General features: G+C 69.4%; 10 protein-coding genes, 1 pseudogene and 1 riboswitch. Of the genes and pseudogenes, 8 read left to right on the top strand and 3 right to left on the bottom strand.

Going from position 1 to position 12,625, the window contains the following annotated elements:
• Nucleotides 1–44: 44 nt before the first annotated feature.
• Nucleotides 45–89, bottom strand: a pseudogene (locus ON27_RS46155) (hypothetical protein); the annotation flags it as partial.
• A 95-nt stretch (nucleotides 90–184) separates the two neighbouring features.
• Here ON27_RS46155 and prpB point away from each other — a divergent pair.
• The 3 genes from prpB to ON27_RS18865 all read left to right on the top strand — a co-directional run bounded on the left by prpB (nucleotide 185) and on the right by ON27_RS18865 (nucleotide 2,713).
• Nucleotides 185–1,093 carry a methylisocitrate lyase gene (gene prpB / locus ON27_RS18875; RefSeq protein WP_043729125.1) on the top strand — a complete coding sequence of 303 codons (909 nt, stop codon included), beginning with the start codon at nucleotides 185–187 and terminating at the stop codon, nucleotides 1,091–1,093.
• Between the two features lie 5 nt (nucleotides 1,094–1,098).
• Entirely contained in the window at nucleotides 1,099–2,223 is a 1,125-nt protein-coding gene (locus tag ON27_RS18870; RefSeq protein WP_043729122.1) for a bifunctional 2-methylcitrate synthase/citrate synthase, read from the top strand.
• Between the two features lie 118 nt (nucleotides 2,224–2,341).
• Nucleotides 2,342–2,713, top strand: coding sequence for a nuclear transport factor 2 family protein (locus ON27_RS18865; RefSeq protein ID WP_043729007.1), 372 nt, complete (start codon nucleotides 2,342–2,344; stop codon nucleotides 2,711–2,713).
• A gap of 419 nt (nucleotides 2,714–3,132) precedes the next feature.
• Here the strand turns inward: ON27_RS18865 and metE are convergent, their stop codons facing one another.
• Entirely contained in the window at nucleotides 3,133–5,400 is a 2,268-nt protein-coding gene (metE, locus tag ON27_RS18860) for a 5-methyltetrahydropteroyltriglutamate--homocysteine S-methyltransferase (RefSeq protein ID WP_043729119.1), read from the bottom strand.
• Nucleotides 5,401–5,546: 146 nt separating this feature from the next.
• Nucleotides 5,547–5,774: riboswitch (cobalamin riboswitch) on the bottom strand.
• A gap of 262 nt (nucleotides 5,775–6,036) precedes the next feature.
• On the opposite strand from metE, the gene ON27_RS18855 reads away from it, so the two are divergent.
• The 3 genes from ON27_RS18855 to coaD are packed head-to-tail and all read left to right on the top strand — an operon-like array spanning nucleotide 6,037 to nucleotide 10,539.
• Nucleotides 6,037–9,441 (top strand): pyruvate carboxylase, encoded by a 3,405-nt coding sequence (locus ON27_RS18855; RefSeq protein ID WP_043729005.1) that lies wholly within the window; start codon nucleotides 6,037–6,039, stop codon nucleotides 9,439–9,441.
• Nucleotides 9,438–10,001 (top strand): 16S rRNA (guanine(966)-N(2))-methyltransferase RsmD, encoded by a 564-nt coding sequence (gene rsmD / locus ON27_RS18850; RefSeq protein WP_043729002.1) that lies wholly within the window; start codon nucleotides 9,438–9,440, stop codon nucleotides 9,999–10,001. Before ON27_RS18855 ends, rsmD begins: the two co-directional genes overlap by 4 nt.
• Before the next feature lie 52 nt (nucleotides 10,002–10,053).
• Nucleotides 10,054–10,539 (top strand): pantetheine-phosphate adenylyltransferase, encoded by a 486-nt coding sequence (coaD, locus tag ON27_RS18845; RefSeq protein WP_043728998.1) that lies wholly within the window; start codon nucleotides 10,054–10,056, stop codon nucleotides 10,537–10,539.
• On the opposite strand, the gene ON27_RS18840 is transcribed toward coaD, so the two are convergent.
• Nucleotides 10,536–11,054 (bottom strand): GtrA family protein, encoded by a 519-nt coding sequence (locus ON27_RS18840; protein ID WP_043728997.1) that lies wholly within the window; start codon nucleotides 11,052–11,054, stop codon nucleotides 10,536–10,538. The genes coaD and ON27_RS18840 overlap by 4 nt on opposite strands.
• Before the next feature lie 201 nt (nucleotides 11,055–11,255).
• On the opposite strand from ON27_RS18840, the gene ON27_RS18835 reads away from it, so the two are divergent.
• Nucleotides 11,256–12,002 (top strand): DivIVA domain-containing protein, encoded by a 747-nt coding sequence (locus ON27_RS18835; RefSeq protein WP_043728994.1) that lies wholly within the window; start codon nucleotides 11,256–11,258, stop codon nucleotides 12,000–12,002.
• A gap of 97 nt (nucleotides 12,003–12,099) precedes the next feature.
• Nucleotides 12,100–12,625 (top strand): YceD family protein (locus ON27_RS18830; RefSeq protein WP_043729115.1); only part of this gene is annotated, 526 nt, incomplete at its 3' end.

Raw genomic sequence — 12,625 nt, 5'->3', positions numbered from 1 at the left:
TCCCGGATCACCGCCTGCGCGGCGATCACGTTCTGGCCGTCGAAGCCGACGGCGGGCGATCCGTGCGGCCGGTAGCCCTGCGCGAGCAGTTCGCCGGCGCGGCAGCGCGCGTCGTCGATGCCGGTGATCGGTCGCAGCAGCGGCTCGGCTTCGGCGATGCGACGACCGTAGGGCGGTGGGCGCGATGACCGGCCTGCTGGCGTCGGCGACGCCCGCGGGGCAGAAGCGCGCGGCCTTTCGCGCCGGTCTCGGCTCGGGGCGGATCCAACGGCTGCCCGGCGCGTTCGATCCGCTGGTGGCCCGGCTGATCCAGGAGATCGGGTTCGAAGGCGTGTACGTCTCCGGCGCGGTGGTGTCGGCCGAGCTCGCCCTGCCCGACATCGGTCTGACCACGCTCGGTGAGGTCGCCGAGCGAGGGCGCCAGATCGCCCGGGTCACCGACCTCCCGGTGCTGGTCGACGCCGACACCGGCTTCGGGGAGCCGATGAACGCCGCGCGCACGGTGACCCTCCTGGAGGACGCCGGACTGGCCGGCTGTCACATCGAGGATCAGGTCAACCCGAAACGCTGCGGTCACCTCGACGGCAAGGCCGTCGTGCCGGTCGAGGACATGGTGCGGCGCCTGCGCGCAGCCGTCGCGGCCCGCCGCGACCCGGACTTCGTCGTCTGCGCGCGCACCGACGCGCGCGGCACCGAAGGACTGGCCGCCGCGATCGATCGGGCCAAGGCCTACGCGGACGCGGGCGCGGACCTGATCTTCACCGAAGCGCTGGCCGACGCTGCGGAGTTCGCCCGATTCCGTGCCGCGGTGCGCATCCCGCTGCTGGCCAACATGACCGAGTTCGGCAAGTCCGAGCTGTTGTCCGCGCAGGCGCTCGAGGACCTCGGCTACAACGCGGTCATCTATCCGGTGACGACGCTGCGCCTGGCCATGTACGCCGTGGAGCAAGGGCTGCGCGAGATCGACCGCACCGGGACGCAGGCCGCGCTGCTGGGAACCATGCAGCACCGGTCCCGGCTCTACGAACTGCTGCGCTACGAGCAATACAACGCCTTCGACGCAGGCGTATTCAACTTCACCGTGAGCGAGTGAGCGACATGACCGAAATCAAGAAAGGTCTGGCCGGAGTGGTGGTCGACACCACCGCCATCTCGAAGGTGGTGCCGGAGACCAACTCGTTGACCTATCGCGGCTACGCGGTGCCGGATCTGGCGCGGCACTGTGGATTCGAGGAGGTCGCGTACCTGCTGTGGTACGGCGAACTGCCCGACGCCGCTCAACTCGAGTTGCTGTGTCAGCGCGAACGCGCCCAGCGGCGGGTCGACCGGTCGGTCCTCTCGCTGATCGAGAAGATGCCCGACTCCTGTCATCCGATGGACGTGGTGCGGACGGTGGTGAGTTATCTGGGGGCCGAGGACCCGCAGGAGGATCTCTCCGAGGTCGCCACGCAGCGGGCGCTGCTGGCCAAGGCGCTGCGCCTGACCGCGGTGCTGCCGACCGTCATCGCCGCCGACATGCGGCGGCGCCGCGGGCTGGAGCCCGTCGCGCCGCATTCGCACCTGGGGTTCGCGGCGAACTTCCTGAACATGTGCTTCGGCGCGGTACCCGATGCGCGGATCGTCCGGGCGTTCGAGACGTCGCTGATCCTGTACGCGGAGCACGGCTTCAACGCCTCCACGTTCGCCGCGCGCGTGGTGACCTCCACACGGTCGGACATCTACAGCGCGGTCACGGCCGCGATCGGGGCGCTGAAGGGCCCGCTGCACGGCGGCGCCAACGAGGCCGTCATGCACGCGCTGCTGGAGATCGGCGAACCGGAGCTGGCCGGGGAATGGGTGCGTGCCAGACTCGCCGACAAGCAGAAGGTGATGGGCTTCGGGCATCGGGTCTACCACAACGGTGATTCCCGGGTGCCGACCATGCGGGCGGAATTGGAACAGGTCGCGGCGGTGACCGGAGGCTCGCGCTGGCTGCGGGTGTGCGCCGCGCTGGAACGCGCGATGGACGAGGCCACCGGCATCAAGCCGAATCTGGATTTTCCCGCCGGACCCGCCTACTACCTGATGGGGTTCGACATCGCGATGTTCACGCCGATCTTCGTGATGAGCCGGATCACCGGGTGGACCGCCCACATTATCGAGCAGGTGGCCGCGAACGCGCTGATCCGGCCGCTGTCGGAGTACAACGGGGTACCGCAGCGGGAGCTGGTCGTCAGCCGCTGACCCGGACCTGCCGCCGGAGGGCTCGACGCGGCCGGATCTCTTCCCAACCGAGCGATTGCTTGGTTGAATCGTAGGGTTCGGCGCCCCGCCCTCCGGTAGCAGGAAAGTGAGCAAGCGAATGCCCGACCCCGACGAACTCGTGCGTGCGATGTGCCGGAGCTGGTCCGACCCCGACCCGGATCGGATCAGCGCCTACTTCGCCGAGAACGCCGTCTACCACAACATCCCGATGGAACCCATCGTCGGCCGCACGGCCATCCGGGACTTCATCGCAGGCTTCTTGACCACCTTCGACGCCATCGATTTCGACATCCACCATCAAATCGCGTCCGGCAACGTGGTCATGAACGAACGCACCGACACCCTCCGCTCCGCCGGTCGCGATACGCCACTCCCCGTCATGGGCTTCTTCGAAGTCGTCGACGGCGCCATCACCATCTGGCGCGACTACTTCGACATGGCCGCCATCAACCGCGCCTTCGGCCTGTAGTACCGGGCTCGGTCGAACGGATCGTCCTCGGATTCGGCAGTGGCGCCGGGCCGTCGCTCCGGTGCGATGACAATGGAAGTTACATGGCCACAATGACATTCGTCCGTGCGCACGACTTCGGAATCGGATGGAACCGAATCGAGGGCGGGTGCGTCGAAGTAGGACAAGAGGGGAAGACGGTAGCCGACGTTTGAGGAGGGGTGGCCGGTGGAGCGTTGTTCTGGGTGTCATACGGCGTGGCGGCGGGGGATGCGGCCGCGGGCGCGGGAGTTGCCGGTGACGCGGCGCGAGGAGCCCTGTGATCGGTACAGCTTGCGGCGGCGGCAGCCGCCCCGGCCGGAACCGGAATCCGACTGAGCGCGGAAGATCCGGTGCCCCTCCGCGCGGCGAAGGGGCACCGGCCTCCGGTCAGGTGCGGATCACCGCACCGCTGCCGCCGCGGCGACCATGTTGCGCAACGCGGCCTCCACCTCGACGCGTCCCCTGGTCTTCAGCCCGCAGTCCGGATTCACCCAGAGTCGTTCGGCTGGAACGGCTTTCAGCGCGGCGCGCAGCGCCATGGTGATCTCCTCGACAGCGGGGACCCGGGGCGAGTGGATGTCGTAGACACCCGGCCCGACACCGAGGTCGAATCCCGCCGCATTGAGGTCGTCGAGCACCTCCATGCGGGAGCGCGCCGCTTCGATCGACGTGACGTCGGCGTCCAGCCCGGCGATCGCATCGATCACCTCACCGAACTCCGAGTAGCACAGGTGCGTGTGGATCTGCGTCGCATCCGACACCCCGGAGGTCGCGAGCCGGAACGCCGCCACCGACCACTTCAGGTAGTCGGGCTGGTCGGCTGCCCGCAACGGAAGCAGTTCCCGCAGGGCGGGCTCGTCCACCTGGATGATCCGGATGCCCGCCGACTCCAGGTCCACGGTCTCGTCCCGGATCGCCAGCGCCACCTGGCGGGCGGACTCGCTCGCGGGCTGGTCGTCGCGCACGAACGACCACGCCAGAATGGTCACCGGTCCGGTCAGCATGCCTTTCACCGGCTTGTCGGTGAGCGACTGCGCGTAGCCGATCCACTCGACGGTCATCGGTTCCCGCCGCGCCACGTCGCCGAACAGGATCGGCGGCCGCACGCAGCGCGTCCCGTAGGACTGCACCCACCCGTGTTCGGTCGCCGCGAACCCGTCGAGCTGCTCGGCGAAGTACTGCACCATGTCGTTGCGCTCCGGCTCGCCGTGCACGAGCACGTCCAGCCCGAGCTGCTCCTGGAGCGCGATCACGTCCGCGATCTCGGCGCGCATCCGGCGCACGTACTCCGCCTGATCGATCTCGCCCCTGCGCAGCGCCGCTCGCGCGAGCCGGATGCTCGCGGTCTGCGGATAGGAGCCGATCGTGGTGGTCGGCAGCGCGGGCAGCCGCAGCCGGTCGCGTTGCCGTTCCCTGCGCTGTTCGGCGGGGGCGCGCCGGGCGGCGTCCGGCCCGAGTTCGGCCAGCCTGGCCCGCACGCGGGCGTCGTTCAGCCGCGGGTCCGACTTCCGCGACGCCAGCGCCGCGCGCGCCGCGGCCAAGTCGGCCTCGATGACGTCCGTGCCCTCGCTCAGCCCGGTCGCGAGCAGGCGGACCTCGGCCACCTTCTCCGCGCCGAATGCCAGCCAGGACCGCAGCCGCTCGTCCAGCCGCGTCTCCGCGGCCAGGGTGTAGGGCACGTGCAGCAACGAGCAGGAACTCGAAACCGCGACGTGTTCAACGGATCCCAGCAGTGTGCCGAGGGTGGACACGGCACGGTCGAGATCGGTGCGCCACACGTTGCGACCGTCCACCACCCCCGCGACCACCAGTTTGCCCGCCAACTCGGGCAGCGCCGCCACCGCGGCGGCGTCGGTCCCGGAGGTGAAGTCGAGCGCGATTCCCTCCACGCCGGTTCCCGCCAGTGCGGTGAGCGCGGCGCCCGGCTGCCCGAAGTAGGTCGCGACGAGGATCGCCGGACGATCGGTGGCGTCGGCGAGCTCGTCGTAGGTGACCTGCACCAAGCCGATCTCCTCCGCCGTGAGGTCGGTGACCAGCACGGGCTCGTCGATCTGCACCCACTGCGCCCCGGCGACGGCCAGTCTGCGCAACAGCTCCCGATACAGCGGCAGCAGCTCGATCAGCCGGGCGAGCGCCGAGCCGCCGGCCTTCGCCAGCTTCAGGAAAGTGATCGGGCCGATCACCACCGGCCGCGCGGGCACGCCCAGTTCGAGCGCTTCGGACAGTTCCGCCAGCAGCTTCTCCGGGTGCAGCGAGAACGCGGTGTCCGGGCCGATCTCCGGGACCAGGTAGTGGTAGTTGGTGTCGAACCACTTGGTCATCTCCAAGGGCTCGACGGTGTCGGTGCCGCGCGCGGCGGCGAAATACCGTTCCAGCGGGTCCGCGATCCCGGCGACCCGAGGCGGCAGCGCGCCGAGCAGGACGGCGGTGTCGAGCATCTGGTCGTAGTAGGAAAACGTGCCGACCGGGATCGAGTCCAGGCCGGCGGCCCGCGATTCGGTGAGCTGGGCATGCCGCAGGTCGCGCGCCACGGCGTGCAACCGGCCGGCATCGATCTTGCCTGCCCAATAGGCTTCGGTGGCCCGCTTCAGCTCGCGCCGAGGCCCCACGCGTGGTAGCCCGAGAACCGTTGCGGTGAACGGCTTGTGCTGTGCAACAGTCACGATGTTTCTCCATTGCTGAGGATGAGAAAGCCATCGCCATACGGGCAGCGGAGAACCTTTTGACATGCCGGGATATTCCGGCCGCGGAGCCCGACACGTCAGCTGGTGATCCGCACGCCCAATCCACGAGGCGGTGGCCGCCGGGTACGGCGTACCCGGCACGGCTGGCAGGTCTTCGGACTCGCGGGCACCGGCCCGGGACCGGCATGTGCCGGGGCGCTCCCGATGGCCGACCTACTGGCCGTCGCTTCCCGGGTCGTGGAGCCTTCCGGCTCGGTGGACCCAGTGCCTGGTGACGGCGGTCGTTCCTGCATACCGCTGCGGGACAGTCCCGGATTCCCACCGGGTTCCCTCTCACCCGCCGTGTCGTCGCCGCACGGCCGGGCTCGACTCCGTCGCGCGACGTCGGGGCTCCATCTCGTCGTGCCGCGGTGAACCAGCTGCCCACTCAGCATAGGACGCGGGCCGACCCGCCCGGAACCGCCCCGGCTTCGGCGACAGCACACCGGTTGCTGCTCGGTCGCCCATGTGTCGGTCTGGTGAACGCAACTTCGCAACGGTGCTAGTCGGTCTTGTGAAGAGGTTTGCGAAGGGGGATTCCGTGTCGGTGCGGTTCACGCGGCCGGGTACCTTAGGTCAATGTTCTCGAAAGTCTTGGTTGCCAACCGTGGCGAGATCGCCATTCGAGCCTTCCGCGCGGCGTACGAACTCGGCATCGGGACGGTCGCCGTGTTCCCGTACGAGGACCGCAATTCGGTCCATCGGCTGAAGGCGGCGGAGTCGTACCAGATCGGCGAGCCCGGTCATCCGGTGCGGGCCTACCTGTCGATCGAGGCGATCATCGAGGCGGCCAAGTCGGCGGGAGCGGACGCGATCTATCCGGGGTACGGGTTCCTGTCGGAGAACCCGGATCTGGCGGCGGCCTGCGCCCGCGAGGGCATCACCTTCATCGGCCCGTCGGCCGAAGTGCTCGAACTCGCGGGTAACAAGGCGCGCGCCATCGAGGCGGCCAAGGCGGCCGGACTGCCGGTGCTGCGTTCCAGCGCGCCGTCCTCGGACATCGACGAACTGCTCGCCGCGGCCCGGGAGCTGGAATACCCGATCTTCGTCAAGGCGGTCGCGGGCGGCGGCGGACGGGGTATGCGCCGGGTCGCGGCGCCCGAGCAACTGCGCGAGTCGATCGAGGCGGCTTCGCGGGAGGCGGAGTCGGCCTTCGGTGACCCGACGGTGTTCCTGGAGCAGGCGGTGGTGAATCCCCGTCATATCGAGGTGCAGATCCTCGCTGATCAGCACGGCAATGTGATGCACCTGTTCGAGCGGGACTGCTCGGTGCAGCGGCGGCATCAGAAGGTGATCGAGCTGGCGCCCGCGCCGAATCTGGATCCGTCGCTGCGTCAGCGGATCTGTGACGACGCGGTCGCGTTCGCCCGGCAGATCGGTTACTCGTGCGCGGGCACCGTGGAATTCCTGCTGGACGAACGCGGCAACCACGTGTTCATCGAGATGAACCCGCGCATCCAGGTGGAGCACACGGTGACCGAGGAGATCACCGACGTCGACCTGGTGCAGTCGCAGCTGCGCATCGCCGCGGGCGAGACCCTCGAGCAGTTGGGCTTGAGCCAGGACACGGTGACCATTCGGGGCGCGGCGCTGCAGTGCCGGATCACCACCGAGGACCCGGCCAACGGTTTCCGTCCCGACACCGGGCGCATCACCGCCTACCGCACACCGGGCGGCGCGGGCATCCGCCTGGACGGCGGCGCGAACCTGGGCGCGGAGATCGGCGCCTACTTCGACTCCATGCTGGTCAAGCTCACCTGTCGCGGTCGCGACTTCGGTGCGGCGGTGGCGCGGGCGAGCCGGGCGCTGGCGGAATTCCGGATCCGCGGCGTGGCCACCAACATTCCGTTCCTGCTGGCGGTGCTGGACGATCCCGACTTCAAGGCGGGCCGGGTGACCACCTCGTTCATCGACGAGCGCCCGCAGCTGCTGACCCTGCGCCAGTCCGCCGACCGAGGCACCAAGATCCTCGACTACCTGGCCGACGTCACCGTGAACAAGCCGCACGGCGAGCGGCCCACCACGGTGTATCCGCACGACAAGCTGCCCGCGATCGATCTGAGCGTGCCGCCGCCGGACGGTTCCCGGCAGCGGCTGCTGCGGCTGGGACCGGAAGGTTTCGCGCGGGCATTGCGTGAGCAGAAGGCGGTCGGGGTCACCGACACCACGTTCCGCGACGCGCACCAGTCGCTGCTGGCCACCCGGGTGCGCACCAACGGCCTGCTCGGTGTGGCCGGGCATGTGGCGCGGCTGACGCCGGAGCTGCTGTCGATCGAGGCGTGGGGCGGCGCGACCTACGACGTGGGCCTGCGGTTCCTGTACGAGGACCCGTGGGAGCGCTTGGCGGCGTTGCGCGAAGCTGTCCCGAACATCTGCTTGCAGATGCTGCTGCGTGGCCGCAACACCGTCGGCTACACCCCGTACCCGGAGGCGGTGACCCGCGCGTTCGTCTCCGAGGCGACCGCCACGGGTATCGACATCTTCCGGATCTTCGACGCGCTGAACAACGTCGACCAGATGCGTCCGGCCATCGACGCGGTCCGCGAGACCGGCACCGCGATCGCGGAGGTCGCGATCAGCTACACCGGGGATCTGTCGAATCCGGACGAATCGCTCTACACCCTGGACTATTACCTGAAGCTGGCCGAGCAGATCGTCGACGCGGGCGCGCACGTGCTGGCGATCAAGGACATGGCCGGACTGTTGCGCGCCCCGGCCGCGACCACGCTGGTCACCGCGTTGCGCAGCAATTTCGATCTGCCGGTGCACGTGCACACGCACGACACCCCGGGCGGGCAGCTGGCCACCTATCTGGCCGCGTGGCAGGCCGGCGCGGACGCGGTCGACGGCGCGAGCGCCGCGATGGCGGGCACCACCAGCCAGCCCGCGCTTTCGGCGATCGTCGCCGCCGCGGCGCACAGCGAGTACGACACCGGATTGAACCTGCAGAACGTGTGCGATCTGGAACCGTACTGGGAAGCGCTGCGCAAGGTGTATGCGCCGTTCGAGTCCGGGCTGCCCGCGCCCACCGGTCGCGTCTACACCCACGAGATCCCCGGCGGTCAGTTGTCGAACCTGCGCCAGCAGGCGATCGCGCTCGGCTTGGGGGACCGGTTCGAAGAAGTCGAGGCGAAATACGCCGCCGCGGACCGGCTGCTGGGCCGCCTGGTGAAGGTCACCCCGTCCTCGAAGGTCGTCGGTGACCTGGCGCTGGCGCTGGTCGGCACCGGCGTCGACGTCGAGGACTTCGCCGCCGACCCGGGCCGCTACGACATCCCCGACTCGGTGATCGGGTTCCTGCGCGGCGAACTCGGCACACCGGCCGGTGGCTGGCCCGAACCGTTCCGCAGCAAAGCACTGGCCGGACGTGGCGCGGCCAAACCGGAAACGCCGTTGACGCCCGCGGACGAGAAGCGGCTGGCCGGTAGCTCCGCGGAGCGCCGGGCGACGTTGAACCGGCTGCTGTTCCCCGGCCCGACCGCCGAATTCCTCGCCCACCGCGAGAAGTACGGCGACACCTCCGGACTGTCGGCCAACCAGTTCTTCTACGGCCTGCGCCGCGGCGAGGAGCACCGGGTACAGCTGGAGAAGGGCGTCACCCTGCTCATCGGCCTGGAGGCCATCTCCGAACCCGACGAGCGCGGCATGCGCACGGTGATGTGCATCCTGAACGGCCAGCTGCGGCCGGTCTCGGTGCGCGACCGGTCGATCGCCAGCGAGATCCCGGCCGCCGAGAAAGCCGACAAGGCCAACCCCGGCCACATCGCCGCGCCGTTCGCCGGCGTCGTCACACTGGCGGTGTCCGAAGGCGATTCGGTCGCGGCCGGCGACACCATCGGCACCATCGAGGCCATGAAGATGGAGGCCGCGATCACCGCGCCCCGCGCGGGCACCGTCGGTCGCGTCGCCATCGGCGCCGTGCAGCAGGTGGAAGGCGGCGACCTGCTCATCGAACTGGCGGTGCGAGAGTCGTCCGCGGGATGACGCGGATCGTCGCCGGAACGGCGGGCGGGCGGCGCCTTCGGGTGCCGCCCTCGGGCACCCGGCCGACCTCCGACCGGGTACGCGAGGCGCTGTTCAGCGCGCTGGACGCCCGGTTGGACTTCACGGGCGCCCGCGTGCTCGACCTGTACGCGGGTTCCGGAGCACTCGGGCTGGAGGCGCTCTCGCGGGGCGCCGAGCACGCGCTGCTGGTCGAGTCCGACCGCAAGGCGGCGGCGGTGGTGCGCGGCAATATCGCCGATCTCGGCCTGCCCGGCGCGGAACTGCGGGTCGCGACGGTGGCCTCCGTACTGCGACTGGGCGGGGCGGGGCGCTTCGACGTGGTCTTCTCCGACCCGCCCTACGCGGTGGACAACGCCGCGGTGCTTTCGGACCTGGGCACGCTCGCCGAGCACGAGTGGCTGCGACCGGGAGCGGTGCTCGTGCTGGAGCGTTCGGCGCGTTCGCCCGAAATAGTCTGGCCCGCAGGCTTCGTCCCGGCGAAGTCGCGCCGGTACGGCGAAACGCGTATCGATCTCGCGGAGTTCGAGCCGGACGGCTAGGCGCGGGTCGGCCACTGGTGCCGGGCCGCCCGTGCCCTGCTAGCGTCGGCTCATGGCAGGAGCACTGTGCCCCGGATCGTTCGACCCCGTGACCTACGGCCACCTCGACGTCTTCACCCGGGCGGCAGCCCAGTTCGACGAGGTCGTCGTCACCGTCATGATCAATCCGAAGAAGCAGGGCATGTTCACCGTCGAGGAGCGCATCGAGATGCTGCGTGAGTCGACCGCCCATCTGGGCAACGTCCGGGTGGCGTCGTGGCAGGGCCTGACGGTGGACTTCGCACGGGAGCAGGGCATCACCGCGATCGTGAAGGGCCTGCGCGACGCGGGCGATTTCGGCTACGAACTGCAGATGGCGCAGATGAACAAGAAGCTCTCCGGCGTGGACACCTTCTTCATCGCCACCAATCCGGCGTTGAGCTACCTGTCCAGTTCCCTGGTCAAGGAGGTCGCCGCGTACGGCGGCGAGGTCAGCGACATGCTGCCCCCTTCGGTGCACAAGCGGCTGCTCGACCGCTTGGCCGAGCGCAAGAGCTAGAAGACGAGGCCCCGCAGGGCGAGGAAGCGCATACCGCCGACCGCTGCGGTGATCGCGAGGATCGCGGCGGCCTGGGCGGTGTCTCCGAGCCCGGGCGCCCACACGCCGAGCGCGGCCAGTGCCGCGGTCGTGATGCCGAGCCCGACCAGCGCGAGCCCGCCGCCTTCCCACTGCGCGGTGAACCAGCCGACCCGCCCCGCGGCGTGGAAGGTGAGCTGACGGTGCAACTCATTGGCGATCACGGTGCTGACCACGGAGCCCGCTACGTTGGCGATCAGCGGCCCGACGCCGTGCATGGCGAAGAACAGCAGGACATAGGCGATATTGCTGGATCCGCCGACCAGCGCGAAACGAATCAACTGTGCGAAGGCGCGGTCACCGCGCAGATACCGGGCGAGCTGTCCTAACCGCGCCGTACCCGATGCCTTCGGCAGCACCGGGTACGGGCTCACCCACGGCACGAAGAAGCTGGTGGCGCTCACTCCCGCCGGTCGCGGTAGTTCCAGAACAGTCATCGTCTTTCCGATCGAACAGAAGATCTCGGTCGACCCTCCAGAAAAATGTAACACGAAGCGGAGAGGAGTTCTCCACTTGATTTTGTGGCGTGCAAGACACCCGCACGACACACCGGAAAGTGACTCGGCACGAGCGGTGACGACGGGCACACTGGGCGTCGGCGGAGAGTTTCGCCGTTCGTCCGCAGGAGGGTAGTGAGCATGTATCGCGTATTCGAAGCGCTCGATGAACTGGTCGCCATCGTCGAAGAGGCCCGCGGCATCCCGCCGACCCGCAGCTGCATCGTGCCGCGCGGCGACGTGCTCGAACTACTCGACGACGTGCGCGACGCGCTGCCGGGCGAACTCGACGACGCGCAGGACGTGCTCGACCATCGCGACAAGATCGTCTCCGACGCCAGGAACGCGGCCGAGACCACCGTGACCGGGGCGAACGAACTGGCCGAGCGCACCATCGGCTCGGCGCGCGAAGAGGCCGACCGCATCCTGGCCGACGCCAAGGCGCACGCCGACCGGATGGTCGCCGAGGCGAGCGCGCACGCCGATCATCTGGTCGCCTCCGCGCAGGAGGAGGCCGATCGCGTGGTGGCCGACGGCAACGCCGAGTACGAGGCGTTGACCGGCCGGGCGCGAGTGGAGTCCGAGCGCATGATCGAGGCGGGCAAGGCGGCCTACGACCGCTCCGTCGCGGATGGGCTCGCCGAGCAGGAGCGGCTGGTCACCCAGACCGAGGTGGTGCGGGCCGCGCACGCCGAGTCGGCCCGGGTGATCGATGCCGCGCACGCCGAGTCGGACCGGTTGCGCGAGGAGTGCGACCACTACGTCGACTCCCGGCTGGCCGATTTCGAGGAGACGCTGACCAGCACGCTGCGCACGGTCGGGCGGGGGCGGCATCAGCTGCGCAGCGGAGCGGGCGCACCCGACTACGCCTCCGAATTCCGCAGGTAGCGGCACCGGGCGGGCTCGGCCGCGTTTGGGCGCGCACCACGTGATCACGTATTGTTGAGTGGTTGCCCGTATACCCCCGATCGTGAGTGAGTTCGTGATGTCCGCCGGTTCCGGTTCCGCGTCGCGTCCCCAGTCGGCCAAGCGCCGGTCGCCGGACGCGGGTTTCGTGCTGGACGTCCGCAGCCTCGGCCGCAGGCCGGGGACCATGCGCGAGTTGCGCCGCACCGTCACCACCGAGGAGCGCATCGGTCTGGATCTGATCGCCGTGCCCGTGGGCGCGCAGGTGGAACTCGACCTGCAATTGCAGGCGGTATCGGAAGGTGTGCTGGTCACCGGAACGGTGTCCGCGCCGATCGAGGGGGAGTGCTCGCGCTGCCTGGAGCCCTTCACCGACGAGATCGCGCTGCGGCTGACCGAGCTGTTCGCCTACCCGGACAGCACGACCGAGCAGACCACCGAGGACGACGAGATCTACCGCATGGTCGACGACCTCATCGACCTGGAACCCGTGGTGATCGACGCGGTGGGCTTGGAGTTGCCGCTGCAGCCGCTGTGCACCCCGGATTGCCCGGGACTGTGCCCGGAATGCGGCATCCGGATGGCGATTGCGGGATCCGGCCACC

Origin of the sequence: Nocardia asiatica NBRC 100129 (assembly GCF_000308415.1) — a bacterium.
In the GTDB taxonomy this organism is placed as follows: Bacteria; Actinomycetota; Actinomycetes; order Mycobacteriales; family Mycobacteriaceae; genus Nocardia; species Nocardia asiatica.
This window is presented reverse-complemented; position numbering and strand designations above follow the sequence as displayed.